Raw genomic sequence first — 23,970 nt, 5'->3', positions numbered from 1 at the left:
GATGGGAGCGAAAGAAGGATTTATCCAATTTAAAAGAGAAACACCTGTCAGTCGGGATCCAAAAGAGCGAATCGGCGACTATAAGGAAATATATGAGCCGTTTTCCGGCGAAAAACTGAATCAGCAAGCTGCACGATGCATGGACTGCGGTGTACCGTTTTGCCATAACGGATGTCCGCTTGGTAATGTAATTCCGGAGTTCAATGATGCCGTTTACAACCAGGAATGGGGACAAGCGATCAGCATTTTACACAGCACAAACAACTTCCCGGAGTTTACAGGTAGAATTTGCCCTGCTCCCTGCGAGGCCAGCTGCGTGTTGGGAATCAATAAAGATCCGGTTGCCATCGAGTTGATAGAGAAAAATATCGCCGAAAAGGCCTATAAACTTGGTTTAATCAAGGCAAATCCTCCAGAAAAACGAAGCGGTAAAAAAGTGGCTGTAATCGGATCGGGTCCTGCAGGACTGGCGGCCTCTGATCAGCTAAACCAAGCAGGCCATGAGGTGACATTGTTTGAAAAAGACGCAAAGGTAGGTGGCTTGCTTCGGTACGGAATTCCTGATTTCAAACTCGAAAAGTGGGTAATTGACCGTAGGGTAGCACTTATGCAGGAGGAAGGAGTGATTTTCACTACCAATACAGAAATCGGAAATACCAATCAGGCAGAAGAAATTCTGAAGGCTTTCGATGCGGTAGTTCTTTCCACAGGTGCAGCACATCCAAGGTCTTTAAATATTAAAGGAGAAAACTACAAAGGCGTTCATTTTGCAATGGAATTTCTTGGCAAACAAAATCAGGTAATCGGTGGTGAAATCACAGAAAATCCGATTTCTGCCAAAGGCAAACATGTTATTGTCATAGGAGGAGGCGATACGGGAAGCGATTGCATAGGTACTTCCAACCGACATGGCGCAGCCTCCATTACCCAACTCGAGCTTTTACCCAAGCCTCCCAAGCAACGAAATAATCTCAACCCATGGCCAGAATGGCCGATGACCTTAAAAACTTCCAGTTCGCATGAAGAAGGGGCTGAACGAATCTTCTCCATCCTGACCAAAGAATTCACTGGAAATGAAGCTGGGGAAGTCACCGGACTGACTTTGGTCGATATCGAATGGGTAGAAAAAGGAGGACGAATGACTTTCGAAGAGATTCCCGGAAGCGAACGAACTGTACCTTGTGACCTTGCCTTTATCGCTATAGGTTATATGGGGCCAGCTCAAAATGGACTTTTGGAGGCTTTTGGTGCAGAAACTTTGGAAAACAGTCTGCCAAAATCAAAAAATTATCAAAGTACAAATCCTAAAGTTTTCCTTGCCGGGGACATGAGACGCGGCCAATCCTTGGTTGTCTGGGCGATATCTGAAGGAAGGGAAACGGCTGTAAAAGTGGACGAATACCTTATGGGTACATCGTCACTTCCGCAGAAAGATGTGTCTTTTTTCCAAGTTGAAGAGCAAATCGCAGGATAATGTCAAGGATATCCCCTATGGGTTTGCCCTGACACATCAATAGTACCCTGTTTAGTTGAACCACCTGCGATATAGAAAGCCACCTTTTGGGTGGCTTTCTTCATTTGGTTTAGTTTCCTCTTTTGTGCCTTGGCATATCCCTACGCTGATGTACTTCTCCTCCGGGTTTTCGGCCTTTCCGCTGATCAAGTTTCATTTCTTCCCACTTAGTCCGTTGCTCTTCCGTAAGCACTTCTTTGATTTTCTCCTGATGTACCTTCATTTCTTGTGATTTGACTTTTCTTTCAGCCATGTCCTGCTCCATTTCTATCTGCCGCTTTTTAGCTTGTTCTAAATTCAATTCAAGAATTTGCGCTTTCTGCTGATCCGAAAGTTTAAGTTCGGTTGCCATTTTTTCAGTGACTTTTTTGGCCCGTTCCTCAGGATTGATCTCAGCTCTTTTTTGTTGTTGAGCAGCTACTTGCAAACTGGTAAATACCAATAAGGCCGCACCAATGATCCAATTTTTCATCGTTTTTGTAGTTTAGTTTCGAAGATTAGACCCATCAAACTTTAATCCGTTTAATCCCCTCTTCACTCGGGACGTTAGGGAATCTTAATTAGGAGCTTTTTTCTTCAATCAACTCCTTCCGCTCAGAAGCTCTGACATACTTAGGTTTGATCAAAAGCCGCAAACTGGGATCAAAGCTGAGATAATTCCAGCTCCAGTCCAGAAAAATGAATACCTTATTCTTCACACCAAGAATGGCCATTAAGTGAACAAAAAGCCATGTCATCCAAGCCAATAGCCCCTGAAACTTAAGAAAAGGTAAATCTACCACTGCTAATTTTCTCCCTACCGTTGCCATCGAACCTAAGTCTTTGTACTTGAAAGAAATTGGAGTTTGGCTATTTACGATACGAACCAGGTTCTTGGATAGATTTTTGGCTTGTTGGATGGCGACTTGGGCAACTTGAGGATGACCTTTTGGAAAATTACCCTGGGGCAATAAACATTGGTCACCCAACACATAAACCCCTTCAGATCCAATCAGCTGATTAAATTCATTCACCAGCATTCTTCCATTTCCTGCATATTGCTCCGGCTCAAACCCTTCAATCCAATTTGGCTTAATCCCAGCCGCCCATAGCAAGGTTTGGGTTTCAATCGATTCTCTTCCCTCCAATAAAACCTTTTTTCCATCATAATCCTGAACTTTGGTACTGAGGAAAACCTCGACTCCAAGCTGTTGAAGGTACTTTAACACATGATCTTGCGATTCCGATGACATAGAAGAAAGGAGCTTAGGTCCGGCCTCGATCAACACCACTTTCATGTTTTTGAAGCTGAGCTCAGGATAGTCTTTGGGAAAAACGTTGTTTCTCAGTTCGGCCATAGCTCCGGCCAGCTCAACTCCTGTGGGCCCTCCGCCCACGATCACCATATTCATCAGGGATTTTCTGTTTTCGACCTCTGCGATGGAAATTGCCCGCTCATAGTTGGATATGATTTTATTTCGGATGTAAAGTGCTTCGGAAACTGTTTTCATCGGAGATGAGTAATACTCAATATTTTTTGCTCCGAAATAATTGGTGTCTGCACCCATTGCCAACACCAAAAAGTCAAAGTCAATATACCCAATATCGGTATAGAGCCTCTTGGCTTTTGAATCCACTTTCTCTGCCTCAGCCATTCTGAAACTCACGTTGGGTGTACCATGGAAAATTTTTCGAAGCGGAAAAGAAATCGCACTCGGTCCAAGTCCGGCAGTGGCCACCTGATAAAACAGCGGCTGAAATTGGTGATAGTTATTTTTATCCAACAGAATGACCTGAAATGCTGCATTTCGAAGATCTCGGGCGAGTTTCAATCCCGCAAACCCTGCACCTACAACGATAACTTTGGGGTGATTTAGTTTGGGGAGATTCGGGATTGGCTGATAAGTAGAAAAGTCCATAAGAATAACGGGTTTCCTCTTTAACGGGGCCAATAGGAAATAAAGTTGAAGATTTTGGAATAAATAACCATTTTGATAAAAGGACTCGAGGTTCGGCTAAGTAAAAAGATTTGCTATTTTTGCCCACCTATACTTAAGCAAATCCATGGGAAGAGCATTTGAATTCCGAAAAGAGCGAAAATTTAAGCGTTGGGACAAAATGTCTAAGGTCTTTACCCGGCTGGGAAAAGAAATAGTGATGGCTGTCAAGGCCGCCGGACCTGATCCAAACAGTAATGCAAAACTCCGAACGGTCATTCAGAACGCCAAAGGAGCCCAAATGCCTAAGGACCGGATAGAAGCCGCAATCAAACGTGCTTCAAATAAGGATGAAAAAGACTATGAAGAAGTCGTCTATGAAGGGTATGGTCCTTTTGGGATTGCCTTCATCGTGGAGACTTCCACGGATAATACCAACCGTACGGTAGCTAATGTCCGTTCCTATTTTTCGAAAGCAGGCGGGGCTATGGGAACCTCAGGCTCTGTGAGCTTCATGTTTGACCGAAAGGCTGTTTTTCGTTTCGCCAAAGGGGATCATGATTTGGATGAACTTGAATTGGAGTTGATTGACTTTGGACTGACTGAGATTGCTGAAAATGAAGGTGAATTCTTTGCTTACACCGAATTTGAGGACTTTGGCTCGATGCAAAAAGCATTGGAAGACCAGGGTATCGAAGTGATTTCTGCGGATTTTCAACGTTTTCCAACTACCTTGACTGAACTCACAGAAGAGCAGGAAGAAATCATTCACAAACTCATCGATCGTCTGGAAGAGGACGATGATATTAACCAAGTATTTACTAACATGGCCTAGGTTCTGCCTGGCCTTTTTGTATGAATTTCAAAAGAAGACAAAATTTCCAGCCCTCCGACAAACTTCTGGTTTTGGTTGGAAGCAAAAATCCTGTAAAAATTTCATGTACGGAAGATGCCTTTACCCGGGCCTTCAACAAAAGCTTCTTGGTAGAAGGCATTAATGCTGCTTCCGGCGTAAGTGATCAACCTATGGGAGATCAGGAAACACTCCAAGGAGCGATAAATAGAGCAAAAAACTCCAGAGACGTATTCCCTGAGGCCCATTATTGGGTTGGAATTGAAGGAGGGTTGGACGAGGACGAAGCGGGTATGTTTGCTTTTGCCTGGATTTTTATTCTGGATACAACCGGTAAAACAAGCCAATCCAAAACGGGTACTTTTTACTTACCCACAGCAGTCTCAAAACTTGTAAAGGAAGGCATGGAACTTGGAATGGCTGATGATACTGTTTTCAACCAGGAAAACTCCAAACAACAAGGCGGCTCCGTCGGGATATTGACTCATGGAATTGTAGACAGAAACGAGTATTATAGACAAGCAATAATTTTGGCTCTAATTCCATTTTTGAATGAAAATCTTTTCTAAAAGAAAGGAATTCATTGAAAAATTCAATAAACCAAAATCTTTTTCAAAATTTTTTAGGTGAAATTGGATTTGCCAAATATTATTTCTTCTTTTATTAAAATATGGATTTGATCCCTAAAAATTAGCACCTCATCTTCTCTTATAGTAAAAGTTGCATTAAGCACCCTCAGCCTTAATTCGTGTATAAAACCTCTCTAGGGAGGTTTTATTTTTTCAGGTTATTCAGAAAATTACTCAGGGCTACTTTCCAATCTGAGTCAGCATCCCAAACAGGTCCGAGATATAATTCATCTCTCACGATCAATTTGATGTAATATTTAACCACTGTTTTGGATCCCTCTTCTCCAAGTATTGGCTCTAATCCCATACTTTTCATCAGATCAGCCTGCCTACCCTCCACTTTTACCAAAAGAAACTGTATACGGTCTCTAACCAATTGATCATTTGTCTTGGCCTCGGTCAGCCACTCGATTTGGTGCGGATATAAATTTTCAAAAATTCCCTGAATCTGAGTTTTTTGGGCTGTCTGCTCGGCTAAAATTACTTCTTGGGATTTGCCCAGCAAATCATACCTGAAATAGCTCAGCGCGCCAGTCTCAGCAGAAGAACCTTCAAGGGGAATTCCCAGTTTGAACACCTCCAAATTCAGGGGATTTCTCGCAAAGAATTTTCTTTCAGATTGGGCCGTCTCCTGATTGCTAATTTGAGGAAATTCCGCAACATCGATTACGAGCAAGTTTTTTGATCGGGTGGACTTCCCTGATTCTGCCAGTTGAGATCCGGCTTCATTCCAATTCTTACCTACGACTCCAAATAAGGCTGTTGAATTAACTATTTTCCCGTCGCCACTAAATGCTCCAACATGAATGCTCAGACTTTCCTTTTTTCTAGTGACCAAAATGACGTTTTTCACCTGTCGTTGCAAAAAGGCCTTTGCAAAATCAGCTTGTCTTGCCTCTGAAAGGATTACCTGCTCCAATTCGAAATAGGCTATGGGATCAGCTCCAGCCTCAATTAAATGAATATGTACACTGTCTGCCAGCTCCTGCCAACTCAAGGCAGGCCTTGAGCCAGGATCGGTAGAAACCAATACTACAGATTTCCCATCAAAAAAACTGGTTGGGAGTCCTCCTTGAGCAACAACACGGATAAAAGCACTAAAAAAAAGGAGTGCGGTGCAGATATATTTCATCTATTTCAAGTGTGGTGACGGTAAGCCTAGTATTTTTACGAATATACATAACGATTTATGGATCAGCAGATACAATTCCAATTCAAAAATATCCTCTTTTTTATCCTTTTTTATTTTTCTTCAAATATTTCAAATGGTCAAAGTGTTGATGCAAATAAGCTTATAAAACACATTGAGTACCTTTCTTCAGATGAACTTGCCGGGAGAAAACCACTCAGTGAGGGGAGTCTTGCTGCCAGGAAATACATTCTGGATGAAGTTACCGCATATCAAAATGTGCAGGCATTATATCCGGATTTTATTCAGCGTTTTTCATTCACTGGACGTGATCTAAAGAAGTATGAAGAAGCTGCAAATCTCGTGGCTTTTATTCCGGGCAGCAATTCCAGAAAGGTCATCGTGATTACGGCCCACTATGACCATGTGGGAACCGGTCGGCCTAATGCTGACGGAGATTCGATATTCAACGGGGCAGATGACAATGCTTCAGGAACCGCCGCCATGATGACTCTGGCGGAATATTTTTCCAAAAACCGACCTTTACACAGTATGATGTTTGTGGCATTGGATGCGGAAGAATTGGGTCTTAAAGGAGCGAAGGCCTTGGTAGACGACTTCCCCTTTCCCCTGGAACAAATAGTACTAAACGTCAACCTGGACATGCTTTCCAGAAGTGATAAAAATGAACTTTACGCTTCAGGCACCTACCACAACCCCCAATTCAAACCAATTCTTGAAAAAGCAGCTGCGGGATCCAATCCCAAGTTAGTCCTCGGACATGACACTCCGGGGTCAGGGAGAGAGGACTGGACAAAATCCTCTGACCATGGGGCTTTTTTCGACAAGAAGATTCCACATCTGTATTTTGGAGTAGAAGATCACAAAGATTACCATAAGCCATCCGATGAATTCAAAAATATCCATCAGGAATTTTACATCAAGGCCGTGAATCTTGTATTAAAATGTATTCTTGCCCTTGACAAGGAATAATTTACTGAAAATGAGATGTAACTTGAAATCAATTCCTAATTGACCTGATTATAAATATCACATGTTTTGGCAAAAAATGATCTGATAACAAAACTTTTAATATGGAGGCTCCGACACCTCAGCAATCAGGCTTTTATCCTCATTCTAAGCGGTTTGATCGGTGTTTTTTCGGGATTGGCAGCTGTCATTCTTATCAGTTCGGTTCATGCAATCCAAAAATTTCTAACAGAGGACTTTTATACCGAATATGCCAACTTCATGTATATCATTTATCCGCTTATCGGGATTTCGGCGGCATATCTGATCGGTCGGTTTATTTTGAAAGACATCGGAGGTCATGGTATCCCGGATGTCCTGTTTAATATTTCGAAAAATTCCAGCATCATCCCGAAAGTCAAAATTTATAGCCGTGTAATCACTTCTGCCCTGACGGTTGGATTCGGTGGATCAGTAGGATTAGAGGCCCCCATGGTGGTAACTGGCTCGGCAATTGGCTCCAACTTGGGCATATTAATGCACCTCAATCCAAAGAAACGTACGCTTTTGATCGGTTGTGGAGCAGCAGGGGCGATTTCGGCAATTTTTGGAGCGCCGATCGGAGCTGTAATTTTTGCAATAGAAGTAATCTTGCTTGAAATCAGTACGGCAAGCTTTATTCCGCTCCTGATCGCCTCCGTAATGGGGTCAATTACCTCCATGATCCTGATTGGGGATGAGTCTTTGTTCAACTTCGATTTGAAAGAGACTTTTATTGCCGCGCACATGCCCTATTATCTTTTGTTGGGTATCATTTGCGGGATGGTTTCGCTCTATTTCAGTAAAATGGTAAGGGCAACGGAAAGACTTATGAACGACATAGGAGATCAGTGGATGCGAACCATGTATGGGGGCGCTTTTTTGGGATTTGTCGTTTTCCTTTTTCCTCCGATTTACGGAGAAGGGTATGATATGCTGAATACCCTTATCGATGGAAATTCAAGTCAAATACTTGATAAAAGCCCATTCTTTTCTTCTATCGAAAACCCGGTTATGATCATGGTATTCCTCTTTTTGATTGTATTGGTAAAACCCATCGCATCAGCAGTGACGATCGGATCCGGAGGCAGTGGTGGGATCTTTGCGCCTTCCTTATATGTAGGAGGAATCGTAGGATTTCTATTTGCCTACTCTAAAAATATGCTTGGTTTCCATATCCCGCTACCGATGGCACATTTTACATTGGTGGCAATGTGTGGATTGATGGCAGGAGTTCAGCACTCACCGCTGTCTGCTATATTCTTGATAGCCGAAATCACCGGTGGCTATGACCTTTTTGTGCCTTTAATGTTTGTATCCGCGATAGCCTATACCACCACTACTTATTTTCAAAAAGACAGCCTTTATAAACTCCAACTCAAAGACCAAGGGAAGCTTCTTCCTGAGTCAAAAGATCAGGAGCTATTGGACACCATTGATATTTCCCATGTCATTGAGCGGGACTTGCTTCCGATTCATCCCAATGCACAGCTAAAAAACCTGATTGACCTAGTGAAAATCTCCAAACGAAATATTTTCCCCGTGGTGGATGAGAATCAAATACTTCGGGGGATCATCACGCTCGATGACTTCCGAGACATTATGTTTGACATTGAAAAACAGGAAAGTGTATTAGTCAGACAATTGATGCACAGTCCTCCGGAAATTCTATTGGTTACTGAAAATATGCAATCCGCCATGGAAAAATTTGAAAGGTCAGGTGCTTGGAATCTTCCGGTGGTAGAGGAGGGAAGGTATCTCGGGTTCGTTTCAAAGTCAAGAATATTCAACACCTACCGGAAAAGATTAATCCGTCAAAAGCAAGATTAACCACGATTTAGAAGAAAATTTGGCTTTTGGAATTATCCACTGACTTGAAGATTTTTTCTCCTGTTTTTCTTGCAGTTACCTATTATTATCCACAAATTCCACTTTCTGACTTGATGTCCAACATGCTGATATTCAAGATTTTGTGATTTTTTTATTTGGATCTGTGGATAAATAAATGAAAATGTGGATAAATTTTTCTTGCGTTTTTTAATCCCCAATTTCAGCCTCTAAAGGGCATTTTTGATTAGAAATAGTAAAAAAAATGAAACAAAATTCCCAGTAGAACTTTTCAGAATTTTAAAACAAAATTTGGAATCTTGTTGCCTTATTTTTTCGATCATAAATCCAATTGAGCAACACCATTCCTTACAGAAAGGTAAAGGACGAAATTATTATATTTTAACCTTTAAAACACAAGTTTCAAACTCCGAAACCAACAGGCTCAAGATTGTTCATTTGTCTCATAATCCAAGACTGCCTACCTCTTATATAAGCGGTTGGTTTAGATGGTTTCCACCTTCGGGGATTTGGCAATACCGCGGCTATCATTGCAGCTTCGCTCCTATTGAGTTTGGCTGCGGGTTTTTTGTAAAAAGTTTGAGAAGCTGCTTCAATCCCGTAAATCCCATCTCCCATTTCGATCACATTCAGATAAACCTCTATGACCCGCTCTTTGGACCAAAGAAATTCAACCAATACCGTAAAGTATGCTTCGAGACCCTTTCTGACGTAACTCCTACTTGGCCAAAGGAAAACATTCTTAACCGTCTGTTGAGTGATTGTACTGGCGCCTTTGATCCGTTTTCCCTTTTTATTGTTTTCCCAAGCTTTCTCCATTGCTTCAATATCAAAGCCCCTGTGGTTGAGAAATTTTTGATCTTCTGCAGCTATTACCGCTTGGGGTGCATTTTTAGAGATTTTTGAAATAGAAACCCAGTCTTTGTATAGACGCACGTCCTTATCAGGATCAAAAGCCTGCTCAAAAACGCGGATGACCATCAGCGGAGTAATAGGGACCGGCACAAAGCGATAAATAATCACTAAACCAATCGAAATTCCGAAAAACCAGAGGGCTGATTTCCATATCCATCTCCAAATCAAGCGAACTGTCTTCATAAGGTTTTATACCGTTGCTTTTGCCTGCACAAATTGGTAGAAAAAAACTGCATTTTCATCAGCCGTGACTCGATCCAGATCATTTTCCATTTGAGCTATGTCTTCCTGTGTGACCATACCAGCTTCCAGCAAACCATCAGCTCCACTTTTCATTAAAATTTTCCAAAAGTCAATGAACCGCTTCAGTTCCGCCGGATTGCTTTGATCCAAGTGAAATCCATTGTGCAAGAGCGAAATCTTGCTGAATCCTGCCTGAAACAGCAAATTTCCCAATTGGCTCCCGACATCGGGATTGCCTCCGAACCTAAGTTGCTGTTCGTTGTACTTTTGATAATAGTAATCCATTGCGGGTGACTTTGGATAACAGTAGAAGGTGGAGTTAAAGACCTCTGTAATGTGAATCTTTGAACCCGGAAGCAAGTGAGTCCGCAGCTGCTGAAGTGCCGCAATAGGACTGGTTATATGCTCCAACGCCCAGCAGATGAAAGCAGAATCAAACTTATCGTGGAGAAGCAGCCGTTCTGCATCTTGATTCACAAAAGTAATTCGGGACTCGAAGTCCTTCAGATTCTCTTTCGCCTTATCCAGTTGAGCGGATGAAAAATCCACCGATGTGATCTGCAAGTGGGGAAAAAGCCCCAACAATACCCGCGTCTGAGCTCCCACACCACTACCAATCTCGAGGAGTTTTTTACACCCCGAGAAATCAACCGTGGGATAAATCAAGGGGGCCAAAAAACCTGCCTGATCTTTGAGGCGTTGCTGTTCTTGGGAATTGAATCCATGAAGGTATTTGACCATTTGTGTTTTTAATTTTGGGATTTAAGAGATGGATTTGAAAGTATTTCAATCATTAAAACACTTAATAAAACAATCCACAGAGAAATATCAGGCTTATTTCTGATTTGGAAATCCTTATCCGTGGAAAAATATTCTCTTTCTCTTTTGGCTTAGTTAGAACCCCTTTTATAAACCAAAAAATTTAGGGTTAATTGAATCAAGACCTTGATTAGCATTTTGGATATCAAAAATAATCTCTGCTATTTTGATTTTTTCCAAATCCAATTTCCATGAACCCTACAGTTATCGGCAGTTTTGAAGCGTTTGAAAAGCACAATGGTCAAGAGCTAGGGGCTTCTGAATATTTCAAAATCACTCAATCGCAAATCAACCTTTTTGCTGATGCAACGCACGATCACCAATGGATCCATACCAATCCTGAGCGTGCTAAAGCGGAAGGAGCATTTGGAAATACAATTGCTCACGGTTATCTGACGCTCAGCATTGTGCCTCACCTATGGGAGCAGATCGTCCGGGTGGAAAATCTCAAAATGATGATCAATTACGGCATCGAAAACCTGCGATTTGCCCAGGCGGTAACTGTGGAAAGTGAAGTAAGACTTGTCGCCAAACTGAAAAATGTCGCAAATCTACGCGGCACGGTAAAAGCAGAAGTGGAGGTCAAATTGGAAATCAAGAACCAAAAAAAACCGGCTTTCATCGGTGTTTTGATTTTCCTGTACCATTTCCATTGAGGTTAATCCTCAATTTAATCAATCCCGCTAAAGAATTAAACTTATCGGATTCTTAGTAGGTTGGATGTCTGGTTAACTATTGCCTTTTAAAGACAAAGCTTTGGCCACCTTGCTTCAGTGTCACCTGATTTTTCTCGGGGTCAAAAAGGAAGACCGCATTTACAGGCTTAAACTCGAAGGTGTGTTCCTTCGTAGCTTCCAATGCTGTAGCCGGCTGACCTGTAGGTTTAGCTACAAGTTTATTCCCCTCTCTTACGAAAGTCAATTTCAGCGGAATCTGATCTGAGGCATAATCACCCACATACCGCTCCAAATCCTCCGTAGTCAGTGAAACTTGCTGAAAGCTGGGTAGGACTATGTCTTTTCCAAAATACGAATCCAGTAATGCAATCAGGATGTCATTGTTATTGTAATTCAATCCATTGGAGAGAACTGTCACTGTTACTTTTTCCTCCGGAAAGTATCCGAGGAAAGACCTGAATCCATCGATTCCTCCAGTGTGGCCATAGCTTCTTTTTTCAGAATAAGGAAAAGAAAACATCCCTCTTCCAAAATTTTCTTTGATCTCCATCATAAGTTTTAGGCTTTCCTGAGAAATCAACTTGCCCTCAAAAAGTGCATAAATAAAGGAGTTTAAATCATTGACGTCTGAAGTGATCGCCCCTGCACCCAAAGGAATACTTGGGTCTGTTTCGACATCTCTCATCCATTTTCCATCGAAATTGTAGGAATATCCCTCCCCTTTGGAAGGATCAATCCCTGTAAATACATAAGTACTCTTTAAATTCAAGGGATTTGAAATTTGCGTTTTTAAAAGCTGCGAAAAGGGCATTTCATTGATTTTTTCCAGAATAAAAGTCAGCAACACAAAATTAGAATTGCTGTAGTCACTCTTAGCATCAGGCTCAAAATCACTTCCTCCTGCCACTATGATCTCCACTAATTCAGCTTCCGAAAGTGGCTTGGTATGATAGCTTAGGTAATCAGCATTGTTGGTGAAATTGTGAATTCCAGTTCGATGCTGGAGCAGCATACTCATCGTGATCTTTTCGGCATGGGGGATTTGGGGATAAAAATCAGCCAGCTTTTGATCTAAGCTGAGGATCCCATCCTCCACGGCTTGCAAAACCAAAACAGCAGTAAACATTTTGGAAATAGAACCGATTCGATAATGTGTTTCGGTATTTGCTTTTAATCCTTTATCCCAATCCGCATATCCTATGGCTCTTTGGAATACAGGCTTTCCTTCAGATGCTAAAAGCACTGTCCCCATAAACTTGTCATGAATCTCCAGCGAATCAAGAAACTGATTCAGACTTGTAAAATTTTGTGCCTGTGAAAAGGAAGTATGGAAGGCAAGTCCAAAGAAAAGGATTGTCGAAATAAAAGCTGACTTCATGATTATTGAAATTTAGAAATGTAAAAAACCCCTCCAAAATGGAGAGGTTTCTATATTAATCCAATCTATTGCGCTCTTCGGTACTTCCCGTATTGGATCGTACTCGGAAGCTTTCTCCCTTGGCGAAGTTGTATCTCAGCGTAAATCTCATGCCCTGATTACTTCGATATTGACGAAAATTAGTGTCAATCTCCGCAAACTGAATATTCGCTCTGATGACTTGTGTTCTAAACAAGTCCGTTCCATTGACAGAGAGAGAAAGTTTGTCTTTCATCACAGACTTAGTGACACCGGCATCTACCCATCCAAAACCTCCTATGCTTCCTTGGCCCCAAATCTGGGGTCCAAGATACATCCCCATTACTTCAACCTTGAATCCTTTAGGCAGGGTGAAGTTTTGTTGCGATCTCACCATAAAAGAAACCTGCTCCACATCCAGAAAATCGCCCCCAATCGGAGTTTTAAATTGATTGTAATTCACCTGGAGCATGTTTGAGGTTGTCCACCATTTTTTTATTTCAACAGGCACTATTGCACGGAAATTGGCATTTCGGGTCTGGTCAAAATTATCGGTAAAGGTAGTAGTGGTCCGTTCTGCCTGATCTTGTTCAAAGACCTGCATAAATGCATCTTCGGTAACACTATATCCAAACGTAAACTGATAGGATCCTTTCACCACATGATTCATCTCAAAATTGGTGGAGTACTGTGGTGTTAAATGCGGGTTACCCCGCTCCGAAGTCAGTGGATCGATGTAGTAGACAAATGGATTTAGTAATCTGTAATTTGGTCGTGTGATTCGTCTGTTTGCATTGTAGACGATCTGATAGTTATCACTTACCTTATGCTGAACAAAGACGCTTGGAAACAGATTAAAATAACTTTGTTTGTTCACCTGATTCAGGGTCACCGAGTTTCCAACGATATCGGAATATTCACCTCTTAATCCTGCCTGATAGCTTAATTTCGTGTTAAACGAGCCTTTCAAAGCAGCATAAGCGGCCAGGACATTTTCGTTATAGACGAAGCGGTTAGAGTTTGGATCTTGCTCAAAGGGGCCTTCGCTTTCTGCTCTACTCAAATCAAGATTATTATCGGACTCAACCCAGCTTCCTTTTACTCCCGTTTCAACTGTTTTCCCACCCTTCAATGCCTTGGTAAAATCTACTTTAGCAGTAAAAATGGTATAATACATGTCGTTTAATGTCTGGATTTTATTGGAATTTGCAGAACCTGTCGGATCATTTTCTGGCCAAAAGCTATTATCCAAAAGCGAGGAGCTTTCGCTGTCCATGATGGTAAAATCGACATCTGCTGAAATTTTGCTCCCTAAAGTATCAAGCTTTGCATCATAGTGGAGATTGGTAAACAAACGGTTTCTTTCTCCTTTTGCATCATTGAAAGACTCGATATAGCTGTTAAAATCCTGTCCAGGGTTGGATATGACTGTACCCGATGAACTTGTATTGACATCCGAGGAATTAGATGCCTGTACGTTCAGCCCAAGATTTTGATTTTTATTGATTTCGTAGTTGGCACTTCCGTTAAATGATGGCGTCTTGTATCGGGAAGCTATTCTTGAATCCTGATTGAAATTGGATTGGCCTTCGGCTAGTCTGAAGTTTCTGATGATGTCTATATCATTGTAGACTGCATATTCATTGTAGTTGAGTGTTCCGTTTGTAGACCATTTCCCTTTTTTCACATTCAGTGTCATTCCTGCATTGGGCGCAAACTGACCGTTGTATTGTCCTCCTACTTGAATATTCCCGAAGACACCATCCACATTGTTCTTTTTCAATTGGATGTTGATCACACCCGCTGCACCCTCTGCGTCAAACCTGGAGGTAGGATTATTGATCACTTCGATACTTTTTATATTATCTGCAGGCATCGATCGGAGAAAATTGGCGAGGTCTGTCGCGCTCATGTAAGTTGGGCGATCGTTGATCATCACCGTGACCCCAGTCCGTCCATTCAGGTTGATCGTTCCATCCTGATCCACGTAGATTCCCGGAGATCTGCCGATGACATCCAGGGCATTTGAACCCTCAGCCATGATCGTCCCTTCTACATTGATTATGGTTTTGTCCGGCTGGATGATAATTTCCGGCCTCGAGGCTTTGACAGTCACCTCATCCAAACCCATCATTTCATCGGAGATGGATATGGAACCGAAGTCTTTATTGATCCCCGGAGAAAGATCAAAAGCCTCTGAACTAAAGGAAACATACCCAATCGAAGAAATTACAAGTTTCACTTTAGCGGATTTGGTAGACTCGATCAGGAAGTTCCCATTTTCATCGGAAACAGCCCCATCTACCAATGCGCCGTCCAATTGTACGAGAGCAACATTGGCGTAAGGGACCGCTTCTCCCTTTTGGTTGGCAATTTTTCCGGTAATTTTTGCCACTTCTTTTGGAGTGGCTGCCAGATTACTTATTCCCAGAAAATAAATAAGCATGGATAGAAAAAGGAAGTTGGTAGTTTTCATTTGAATAATAGATTGGCTTAGTCAATTCGATATGCCAACTCTATAGGGAAATGAAGTGCCAAAGCTACTAATAAGCTTAAACAAGCCATTAAGGCACTTTTATACTATACTCTGTACTATACATGTCTCAAATCCGTACAGGATATTATTCGGTTTAGGACATAAAAAATCCCCGAACAAGTCCGGGGATCTGTATTTCCAGGCAGCTTTACCTTAGTTGGCAGCGGCAAAACGCTTGCTTACTTCATCCCAATTGACTAGGTTCCAAAACGCAGCTACATAATCAAGTCTCCTGTTTTGGTAATGCAGATAGTAGGCGTGTTCCCATACATCAAGCCCCAAGATTGGTGTCCCAGGGCAATCAGATACGTCCATCAATGGATTATCCTGATTTGGAGAAGAGCAAACGCAAAGCTCTTTTTTTGTATCTACACATAGCCAAGCCCATCCTGACCCAAATCGAGTGGCGGCAGCCTTGTTGAATGTTTCTTTGAAGGCATCAAATGATCCAAATTTGGCATCAATTGCAGCAGCAAGTCCACCGGAAGGTGATCCTCCTCCGTTTGGGGAAATTACTTGCCAAAAAAGACTGTGATTCCAATGTCCTCCTCCATTATTTCTGACAGCTGCATTTGAGCCGGCAACTTTCATCAGTTCCTCAAGAGATTTACCTTCCAAGTCAGTGCCAGCAATGGCATTGTTTAGATTGGTTACATAGGCGTTGTGGTGCTTTCCGTGGTGGATCTCCATGGTTTTTGCATCGATGTGTGGCTCTAGCGCATTAAAAGCATAAGGTAGAGCGGGAAGTGTAAAAGCCATATTATTTTTAGGTTTTGAGTTAAAGAATTTTGATTAAATAAGTCTTTAGACTGTTGCTTGTCAACCCCCCTAAACAAAAAAAGGTTCTTTAACCCCAAAAAAAGGCTTACTCTCTCAATTTTCTGAAAAATTCCAAAACCAGTTTTTCGGCTTCCTCCTTCAGAACTCCTGAGAAAACCTGAGTTTTAGGATGAAGCATGGAAGGATTACTCTGTCTAAAACCCCGCTTTGGGTCTGATGCACCAAAATACACCTCCCCAATCTGCGACCAATACAAGGCACCGGCGCACATCGGGCAAGGCTCTAAAGTCACATAGAGTCTGCAATCAATCAGGTATTTGGCTCCTAGAGAATTTGCAGCAGCTGTTATGGCCAGCATCTCTGCATGCGCAGTAACATCATTGAGCCTTTCAGTCTGATTATAAGCTCTTCCTATGATTCTGTTTTTTGAAACGACTACAGCTCCCACAGGTATTTCTCCTTCATCAAAGGCGATTTTGGCTTGTTTCAAAGCCTCATTCATGAAATACTCGTGGGTGTAAAGTTCCAAATTTTCAGTTACTGAAAGAATGCCCAAATCTCCTCCCGTACGCCTTTGTTGATGATAATGGCCAAGATCAAAGAGACTACAAGTCCGATCAGGGCTTTAAAAATATCTTTTCTTCCCAATCGGAAAGCTCTTACCAGCCAGACATTTCGCTTTTTAGCCTTACCATGTTTCCCCAAAGCAATGGCCAATTCCCTTCCTGCCAACAAGCCAATAAACACCCAAGTGGTACTCATAGGAACATTGTTGTACAATTTGAAGTAAAACAAGATCACGGCATAAACCAAGTCCACGATGGTTGCTGCACGGACATCCGTGACATTTGATTTTTCATTGACAATCTCCTGGATTTTGTCTCCTTTCATGTAGAAGAGAAATCCAAGTCCGAGAAACACAAAACCTGTATACACGGAGAATTCAACAGCATCGAGCTGCCGTGGCAGGAACACTGCGATATTTGCGGCATCCTGCATGATCCATACAGACCAGAGTACTCCGGATGTAATCCACTGTAAATAAATCCAATAGGATGCAGCCTGACCCTTAAGGTAATTTTTTACAAACCGCTCCAGGAGGAACCAAACCACCATTGCCAGACCAAAGGCCAAAAGATACCCGACGAAGCTTTTGAACATGACATCTACAATGGTGCCTGCTTTATAGGTAAAGACATTCAGCAAGAGGAAGGTAGTGGACACCGGCATGCGGAGTCGGGTCATTACCAAAAGAACGATCGGCGCAGCGAGCTGTAAAAACACAAAACTTTCCGGTGCCTTTTCCAGACCAGGCACATTGAGACGCTGATAGGTCACATCCCCAGCATAAAAAACCCAGCTATAACTCACCGTCCCGACCCAAATCAGGCCCATAAATAGCCACAACAAATACCAAGGCTTCTTGCTGTTGGAGGCGATGAACGTTCCGATGGTCTGAATACTGTCATTTGCAATCGCAGAATAGGCGGCTAAAGCAAAGCCAAACCACATGGCAGCATAAGTGTAGGGAGTAATCAACCCTGCTATGGATACCAGTATACAAACAGTTATCAGAAAAGGGCGCTCACTTTTGGTAAAATCAAAAAGGGAATAGGTTTTCCTAGAAAGCTTTTCCTGATTGATGTTTTGATCTATTGCTGTTTTCTTGGCCATGTTGAGGCATGTGGGAGATTGGGCACAAAATTAAATAAGTTATCTGCATCCAATGTTAATAAATTGTTAACTAGGTGAAAATCCTTCACTTTCAGGACGAACCAGACTTGCAAATCATGAAAAAACTTCAACTTTGACCTGAATTTCTAAGTTAAATTTGAATTTCTTCAGAGATCAATGAAATAAAAAAATTGATCTGATTTGAATTCTCCGCCTCAAGTAGGCATATTCTGTTAAAATAAATGGAAGAACTGTTAGAAGAGAAAACAACCAAGAGCAAGATCAGAAACTATCTGATTGTATTCCTCTCCCTATTGCTTTTCATTTTTGCCATTGACTTGCTCACGGTGGCGATGGGGAAGTTGAATAACGATGTCGCTACAGAAATTATTCAGGCCACCCGAAATCCATTTATCAGCTTATTTGTCGGACTGTTGGTGACTGCTTTGATTCAAAGCAGCTCTACGGTGACGGCAAGTATTGTGGCAATTGTGGCCTCCGGTAATATGACCTTGCAGCAGGCCGTCCCGATGGTTCTTGGGGCAAATATTGGAACCACGCTGACTTCGACACTTGTTTCTTTCACTTTTATCACCAGAAAGAAAGAATTTAAGCGGGCACTTTCTTCAGGAATTTCTCATGACGTGTTTAATATTTTCAACGTGATAATTCTGTTCCCCCTGGAATTATACTTCAATTTTTTGTCCAATACGGCAGAAAAATTGGCAAAACTCTTTGTGTCTGATAAAGAGTTCACCGGTGCTTTTGAATATAATCGAACCTTCACACGGGGAACCACTGAGTGGATCGTTGAACACATCAACATCCCATTTGTGTCCACTTTATTGGCAATTTTCCTGGTGTTTTTTTCTATTAAAGTCATGTCTACGTCTGTATACAAAACTTTTGTTTTGGATACTTTTGAAGACATCAGCAAAATTATTTTTAAAAACACAGCAGTATCTTTTATCTACGGAATATTTTTTACGGCCGCAGTACAATCCAGTACAGTGACGACTTGTCTGGTTGTCCCTTTAGTTGCCAATCGTAAGGTAAGCTTGGCCAAATCCTTCCCTTTTATCATCGGAGCCAACATTGGAACAACCATCACCGCAGTAATTGCAGCAATGTATAAAACCGAGGCTGCCATCGCCTTGGCCTTCGTTCATGTGCTGTTCAATTTGATCGGAGCTTTGATCTTTTTACCTTTCCCAGAAGTCAGAAATATTCCGGTAAAACTGGCTGAGTGGATGGGAAAAACCTCCGTGACGCATCGAATTTTCGGATTTGCCTACATCCTGCTGACCTTCTTCATTATTCCTTTCCTGCTGATTTATTTCAGTAGGGATTAGGCTTGAGAGGCGATCCGATAGGCTTCCATAATTGCTTTTGCAGAGCTTGTGCCTATCCGGTCTGCCCCGGCTTTGATCAGCTCAAGGGCAAACTCCAATGTTTTAATCCCTCCACTCGCCTTGATTCCAATTGCGGAGGAAAGGGTCTCCCGCATAAGCTTGATATCCTCCACTTTGGCTCCTGATGGGGCATATCCTGTAGAGGTTTTGACAAAATCAACTCCGGCATCCTGGCAGATCATGCAAGCTTCCCGAAGCTGTTCAGGATCCAAATAGGCAGTCTCAATGATCACCTTCAGGATTCGCTCTTCGGCATGACAAATTTTGGCTATCTGTGCGATTTCAATTTTGGGCCAGTTCATCCCCGAGTGAAAGGCGGTCTGTGACCACACCAAATCCAATTCGTCAGCACCCTGTCTGATTGCCTCGTTCGTTTCGGCTACTTTAGTGGCAGTGTCTTCAAATCCAAAGGGAAACCCGATCACTGTCACCACTTGAATATCCTGATCCCGGAGTTCCCGCTTTACCTTTTTTACCCAAAAGGAGGGAACACAGACTCCAATAAACTGCTCCTCAACGGCATCTTGGATTAATTGGTCCACCTCATGGCCCGTCATGGTCGGCCGCAGCAGTGTGGATTCCAAAAAACGATTCAAATTGTTCATGCTTATTTCATTCAATGTTATCCACAAAATCCCGGAGGTACATAAACTCCAAAGTTAAATCTCCATCCCGTGCAACTGTGGCCCGCTCCAAAATAGGGGAATTTTCTTCGAGCAAAGCCGGGACTACCCATTGTTCGAGCTGCTTGCCAAACTCAAGCGAGGATTCCCTCGGAAGTTCGCATGGTAGATTATCAATCGCCATGACCGAAATACTGGTTTGACTTCCGAATGCCGGAATTTCGGTTCCGCTTGCCCGATCCACGTCATAGATAGGTTCCAAGATAGTCGAAGCCCGAAGTGTGGTCGGTATCGAACCCCCAATGTCACAGGTCACATCTGCTATCACCGAAAGGGCAAAATCCGGAGAATTGATGTCTTCCAATTTGAATAACCTCGGCGCATCAGGGTCCCAATATGCTGCAGCAATCAACATTTCGCCTGCTTCTGCAAACTTTAAAAAATGGCTTTCATACAACTCAGGTGATGAATAAAACTCCTCTCGATCAAATCCCCCATCAGCTTTTCTTCTGTTGTAATCCGACGAACTCAAGACTGTGAATACAGGCTCTTCGAAGTATAAATGCAAAAACTCATGCGTTTCGACTTCCGGTATATTCAATACCTCAAGTATTTCTTTCACTCCTTTACCTACCCGACCGGAACCAGTAACTACAATTTTGATAGGGGGGAGCTGTACCTTTTTCAATTCAAGCTTCAATTCGGAAAGATCCAAACATTCCGAAGCCCGCTTGATATCGTATAGGGCGGTTTTCTTTCCATAAGCCCAGAAGGCATTGTATGCCCCGACAATTCCAGCCCAGCGCCCAAAAGCCACTACCCGGTTTCCTTGATCGTCCTTGAGCACTTCATAATCAATGAGCCGGATATTTTTTTCCAAAATCTCCCGAAGAAGATTTTTGTTGTAGCGCTGTTTCTTGATGGTGTGGGAAAAAAAGAAATACGTTTTATCAGGATTCAACTTTTCAATCGGAACTTCCTTAACGCCAAAGAACACATCTGCATCGGAGATATCATCAGCTACTTCAATTCCCGAAGTCCTGTATTCATCATCAGAATAACAGCGAAAAGAACTGGATTCAACGATAAAAGTAAAATGATCTCCAAAGCGCTCATTTAGCCTTTTTAGTTGTTCTGGAGGAAAAGGTGTTCTTTTGTCCGGTGGGTTTTTCCCTTCACGGATTATTCCGATTTTCATCTGTTTATAATTTGTTTTTCAGTGGCCACGCAGCCTATTACGAACCTGAACGTATGTAACAGACAGGTTCGATTTCATAAAAATTCTTATCTATCGGGTTTAATTTTCGCAAATGTCAAATCTACTCATGGTCCTTAGCTGGGGACTGTTTTACTTTCTTCACACTGCCCTTGCAGCTTCCAAGTTAAAAAGAATTTTGAAGGCGAAATGGCCCGAGGGCTACAAATGGTACAGATTGTTCTATTCTATTTTATCTACCCTTCTTTTTCTTGCAATTCTTGTACAGGCAATTTTTTTGCCTGTAGAACTGGTCTATCCCGCAACGCAGTTTGGACAATATGCCGGATACATGATCGCTACAGCCGGTGTGATCATTCTGATGCGATCACTCAAGCAAGTATCAATGAAATCATTTCCGGGAATTCTCCCCGAGAAGATTTCGAAATCAAAACCGGAATTAATCACCTCAGGGATGTATTCACAGGTCAGACATCCGCTTTATTTTGGACTTCTACTGGTATTTGCGGGGTATTTTTTGGTTTCTGGGACAATGGGTGCTTTAATCCACTTGGGCTGTCTGATCTTGTATTTACCCCTCGGAATTTATTTTGAGGAAAAAAATCTGATTTCTCATTACGGAGAACGCTATCGGGAGTATCAAAAAGAAGTGCCCCCCTTTTTTCCTAAAATCCATAAAAAAAGGGGCTGAGCCCCTTCATTTTAATCTATTCCCAGAAAATCAATTTTAAAAATTAAAACTGAATTTGCCGGAATTCGGTTTTGCTCTTTATCTCGATATCCCCAAGGAGAAGGTATTATAAAGACTGCTTTAGAACCAGGTCTCAGCTTTCGGAATGCGATATCCCAACCCTGAATTACAGTTCCGGTGTTGAATACAAATTGAAATGGAGCATAGATCACTTTATCATTAAAAATATCTGCTTCCCGCGCCACATTTTCAATGCTTGTTTCAAATATCTTCTTGTCAAAAAGATACCCTGTATAATCGGTATAGATGACCGTGTTGGTAGTAGGCCTTGTTCCCACTCCCTCCTTTTGCAGAATGATCACCACCCCACTTGGGTCATGAATCCGATACAAGCTGTCGATACGTGCTGTATCTAGGTATCCAGCAATTTTGACGTTGTCAATTTTTAGATTTGCTTCAACATCGTAGGCAGGAACTGTATTGAATGGATTGTTCGGCTCGCATGCCATCATGGAAAACATGCCCAGCATAACCAAAATGGGAATCAGTCTTTTAATCATGGTTTAGTTTTGTGGTGCCTTTTTTACTCTTGTCAAGTCCAATTCGAATATCAGGGGAGAATTTGCCGGAACAGGACCGCTTGGCTGAGAGCCATATCCGAGCTTTGAGGGGAAAATTACAGTAGCTTTCTCACCCTCTTTCATCAGCGATATTGCAAATTCAAAGCCTACAATTGCAAAGTTGAACCCCGGGCGGAATTTTAGAGGCTGGTAAGTTCGGTTAGTTGCAAAAATACCATTATCTCTAGCAACCTGTTCGATGGAGGTGTCAAAGACCTGCTTGTTGAGCAATTTACCGGTGTAATTCACAAAGACTGTATCTCCTCTTACGACACTTGCTCCAGATTCATTGGCAACCTCCCAGAACATATAAAAACCTTCCGCTTCCTCTTTGTACTCCTTTACAGATGTGAAGGGGTTTTCTGAAATGTATTTTTCAATTGCCAATTTGTCTTTTTCAAGAATCACTTCTTGAGTCTGATCAGGGTCAATACAAGATACAACAGAAATGGCACCCAAAAGCAAAGCTGCAAAAGCGATCAGTCGGTAGTTCATATGTTCTGGTTTAGTTTAATTTTTTCTTCTTCTTTAGAAATATTATTTCTGCACGTCGGTCACTTCTACGTCGAAAATAAGGATGGAGTTGGCAGGGATCATTGCTCCGGCACCGGCTTCACCGTATGCCAAAGGCGAAGGAATCAAGAATTTCGCCTTGGATCCTTTTTTCAACAACATCAGTCCCTCATCCCATCCTGGGATCACCTGACCCATTCCCACATTCACTGAAAGTGGCTCGTATGGCCTGCCTTCGCTGAAAATATTATTTGCTTTGGCGATTTCTGACCAAGAAGTATCAAACAATGTCCCGTTCAACAGGTATCCTGCATAGTTAACATACATGGTAGTCCCCGGAGTAGTAACTTCACCTGTTCCTTCTTTTTCAATGACATAATACAGGCCATTTTCGGTCTTTTGCACCTTAAGTCCCTTTTCTGAAGCATAGGCCTCGATAGTTTTACCTTCTTCTACCAAAAGTGTTTTGGCTCTTTCCACACTTTTCGTCTGCTCGGCCATCATGACTTCCTGATAAAATGCCTGCATTGCAGAGTCCGTTTTGATATCAAATGCCCCCAATTTGACTTTAACCACATCACCTTCTTTCAAAAATGGAGGTTGATTGCCACTGAAGATAATTTTGGCAGTGGATTCAAAATAAATGGAGTCACCTTTTCTCAAAGCCAGGAATATTTCATCCATTCCATTCTGAGGAGTCAAGGTATCATTTGCCATTAAGTAACCTGGAAAAGGTTGGTCAATAGTACTGTAAATCACCGAGTCACTGGCTGTGGTGATTTCCAAGTTGTAAAGGAGAAAATCTCCGTTGGGAGCTTTTTCAGATCCTTGCTTGATGTATTTATACTCGATTGCGTCTTTTTCAGTGACTTTTGTTTTCTGACAGGAAGACATAGTGCTCGCTCCAAACATCAGAACGAGGATTGCCAACTGGCTTTTTCTATTTTTCATAAAGGTTA

Annotated in this window: 23 protein-coding genes; 8 read left to right on the top strand and 15 right to left on the bottom strand. The window is 42.1% G+C overall.

Annotation, left to right across the window (positions count from 1 at the left end):
• Position 1 precedes the first annotated feature (1 nt).
• Positions 2–1,474, top strand: coding sequence for a glutamate synthase subunit beta (locus BLQ81_RS18070; RefSeq protein WP_092733169.1), 1,473 nt, complete (start codon positions 2–4; stop codon positions 1,472–1,474).
• A 109-nt stretch (positions 1,475–1,583) separates the two neighbouring features.
• On the opposite strand, the gene BLQ81_RS18065 is transcribed toward BLQ81_RS18070, so the two are convergent.
• Positions 1,584–1,985 carry a DUF4890 domain-containing protein gene (locus BLQ81_RS18065; RefSeq protein ID WP_092733165.1) on the bottom strand — a complete coding sequence of 134 codons (402 nt, stop codon included), beginning with the start codon at positions 1,983–1,985 and terminating at the stop codon, positions 1,584–1,586.
• A gap of 88 nt (positions 1,986–2,073) precedes the next feature.
• Positions 2,074–3,411 (bottom strand): NAD(P)/FAD-dependent oxidoreductase, encoded by a 1,338-nt coding sequence (locus BLQ81_RS18060; protein WP_092733162.1) that lies wholly within the window; start codon positions 3,409–3,411, stop codon positions 2,074–2,076.
• A 145-nt stretch (positions 3,412–3,556) separates the two neighbouring features.
• On the opposite strand from BLQ81_RS18060, the gene BLQ81_RS18055 reads away from it, so the two are divergent.
• Entirely contained in the window at positions 3,557–4,264 is a 708-nt protein-coding gene (locus BLQ81_RS18055) for a YebC/PmpR family DNA-binding transcriptional regulator (RefSeq protein WP_092733159.1), read from the top strand.
• A gap of 20 nt (positions 4,265–4,284) precedes the next feature.
• Positions 4,285–4,851, top strand: coding sequence for an inosine/xanthosine triphosphatase (gene yjjX / locus BLQ81_RS18050; protein ID WP_092733156.1), 567 nt, complete (start codon positions 4,285–4,287; stop codon positions 4,849–4,851).
• A gap of 205 nt (positions 4,852–5,056) precedes the next feature.
• Here the strand turns inward: yjjX and BLQ81_RS18045 are convergent, their stop codons facing one another.
• Entirely contained in the window at positions 5,057–6,043 is a 987-nt protein-coding gene (locus BLQ81_RS18045; protein WP_092733153.1) for an NTPase, read from the bottom strand.
• 57 nt (positions 6,044–6,100) lie between these two features.
• Here BLQ81_RS18045 and BLQ81_RS18040 point away from each other — a divergent pair, with 57 nt between their 5' ends.
• Both BLQ81_RS18040 and BLQ81_RS18035 read left to right on the top strand, forming a co-directional pair.
• On the top strand, positions 6,101–7,033 hold the full coding sequence (locus tag BLQ81_RS18040; protein WP_092733150.1) for a M28 family peptidase: 933 nt from the start codon (positions 6,101–6,103) through the stop codon (positions 7,031–7,033).
• 66 nt (positions 7,034–7,099) lie between these two features.
• On the top strand, positions 7,100–8,878 hold the full coding sequence (locus BLQ81_RS18035) for a chloride channel protein (protein ID WP_092733147.1): 1,779 nt from the start codon (positions 7,100–7,102) through the stop codon (positions 8,876–8,878).
• 420 nt (positions 8,879–9,298) lie between these two features.
• Here BLQ81_RS18035 and mtgA read toward each other — a convergent pair whose 3' ends face one another.
• Together mtgA and BLQ81_RS18025 are read right to left on the bottom strand one after the other, a co-directional pair.
• Positions 9,299–9,994 carry a monofunctional biosynthetic peptidoglycan transglycosylase gene (mtgA, locus tag BLQ81_RS18030; RefSeq protein WP_092733144.1) on the bottom strand — a complete coding sequence of 232 codons (696 nt, stop codon included), beginning with the start codon at positions 9,992–9,994 and terminating at the stop codon, positions 9,299–9,301.
• A 6-nt stretch (positions 9,995–10,000) separates the two neighbouring features.
• Entirely contained in the window at positions 10,001–10,795 is a 795-nt protein-coding gene (locus BLQ81_RS18025; protein ID WP_092733141.1) for a class I SAM-dependent methyltransferase, read from the bottom strand.
• A gap of 269 nt (positions 10,796–11,064) precedes the next feature.
• Between BLQ81_RS18025 and BLQ81_RS18020 the strand changes: the two genes are divergently transcribed.
• Positions 11,065–11,529, top strand: coding sequence for a MaoC family dehydratase (locus BLQ81_RS18020; protein ID WP_092733138.1), 465 nt, complete (start codon positions 11,065–11,067; stop codon positions 11,527–11,529).
• Positions 11,530–11,605: 76 nt separating this feature from the next.
• Here the strand turns inward: BLQ81_RS18020 and BLQ81_RS18015 are convergent, their stop codons facing one another.
• The 5 genes from BLQ81_RS18015 to BLQ81_RS17995 all read right to left on the bottom strand — a co-directional run bounded on the left by BLQ81_RS18015 (position 11,606) and on the right by BLQ81_RS17995 (position 17,936).
• The gene (locus BLQ81_RS18015) at positions 11,606–12,928 is read right to left on the bottom strand and encodes a serine hydrolase domain-containing protein (RefSeq protein ID WP_092733135.1); all 1,323 of its coding nucleotides are present in this window, start codon (positions 12,926–12,928) and stop codon (positions 11,606–11,608) included.
• Between the two features lie 55 nt (positions 12,929–12,983).
• Positions 12,984–15,422, bottom strand: a complete 2,439-nt coding sequence (locus BLQ81_RS18010) for an outer membrane beta-barrel protein (protein WP_092733132.1) — start codon at positions 15,420–15,422, stop codon at positions 12,984–12,986.
• A gap of 213 nt (positions 15,423–15,635) precedes the next feature.
• Positions 15,636–16,241, bottom strand: coding sequence for a superoxide dismutase (locus BLQ81_RS18005; protein WP_092733130.1), 606 nt, complete (start codon positions 16,239–16,241; stop codon positions 15,636–15,638).
• 106 nt (positions 16,242–16,347) lie between these two features.
• On the bottom strand, positions 16,348–16,791 hold the full coding sequence (locus BLQ81_RS18000) for a nucleoside deaminase (protein ID WP_092733228.1): 444 nt from the start codon (positions 16,789–16,791) through the stop codon (positions 16,348–16,350).
• Positions 16,792–16,799: 8 nt separating this feature from the next.
• Positions 16,800–17,936: a hypothetical protein gene (locus BLQ81_RS17995; RefSeq protein WP_092733127.1), complete on the bottom strand. Its 1,137-nt coding sequence runs from the start codon at positions 17,934–17,936 to the stop codon at positions 16,800–16,802.
• Between the two features lie 242 nt (positions 17,937–18,178).
• Here BLQ81_RS17995 and BLQ81_RS17990 point away from each other — a divergent pair, with 242 nt between their 5' ends.
• Complete coding sequence (locus BLQ81_RS17990; RefSeq protein WP_092733124.1) at positions 18,179–19,288, top strand: Na/Pi symporter; 1,110 nt, start codon at positions 18,179–18,181, stop codon at positions 19,286–19,288.
• On the opposite strand, the gene deoC is transcribed toward BLQ81_RS17990, so the two are convergent.
• Positions 19,285–19,953, bottom strand: a complete 669-nt coding sequence (gene deoC / locus BLQ81_RS17985) for a deoxyribose-phosphate aldolase (protein ID WP_092733121.1) — start codon at positions 19,951–19,953, stop codon at positions 19,285–19,287. The genes BLQ81_RS17990 and deoC overlap by 4 nt on opposite strands.
• Positions 19,954–19,960: 7 nt before the next feature.
• Complete coding sequence (locus BLQ81_RS17980; protein ID WP_092733118.1) at positions 19,961–21,169, bottom strand: NAD(P)-dependent oxidoreductase; 1,209 nt, start codon at positions 21,167–21,169, stop codon at positions 19,961–19,963.
• Between the two features lie 112 nt (positions 21,170–21,281).
• On the opposite strand from BLQ81_RS17980, the gene BLQ81_RS17975 reads away from it, so the two are divergent.
• Positions 21,282–21,878, top strand: a complete 597-nt coding sequence (locus BLQ81_RS17975; RefSeq protein WP_092733115.1) for a methyltransferase family protein — start codon at positions 21,282–21,284, stop codon at positions 21,876–21,878.
• Positions 21,879–21,889: 11 nt separating this feature from the next.
• On the opposite strand, the gene BLQ81_RS17970 is transcribed toward BLQ81_RS17975, so the two are convergent.
• Genes BLQ81_RS17970 through BLQ81_RS17960 form a run of 3 tightly spaced genes read right to left on the bottom strand, consistent with a single transcriptional unit; the run spans position 21,890 to position 23,962 of the window.
• Complete coding sequence (locus BLQ81_RS17970) at positions 21,890–22,438, bottom strand: FKBP-type peptidyl-prolyl cis-trans isomerase (RefSeq protein WP_245693300.1); 549 nt, start codon at positions 22,436–22,438, stop codon at positions 21,890–21,892.
• A 3-nt stretch (positions 22,439–22,441) separates the two neighbouring features.
• A complete protein-coding gene (locus BLQ81_RS17965; RefSeq protein WP_092733112.1) occupies positions 22,442–22,993 on the bottom strand; it encodes an FKBP-type peptidyl-prolyl cis-trans isomerase in 552 nt (183 codons plus the stop codon).
• A gap of 42 nt (positions 22,994–23,035) precedes the next feature.
• Complete coding sequence (locus tag BLQ81_RS17960; RefSeq protein WP_092733108.1) at positions 23,036–23,962, bottom strand: FKBP-type peptidyl-prolyl cis-trans isomerase; 927 nt, start codon at positions 23,960–23,962, stop codon at positions 23,036–23,038.
• Positions 23,963–23,970: the final 8 nt, after the last annotated feature.

The sequence above is a fragment of the Algoriphagus alkaliphilus genome, from assembly GCF_900103735.1.
In the GTDB taxonomy this organism is placed as follows: Bacteria; Bacteroidota; Bacteroidia; order Cytophagales; family Cyclobacteriaceae; genus Algoriphagus; species Algoriphagus alkaliphilus.
This window is presented reverse-complemented; position numbering and strand designations above follow the sequence as displayed.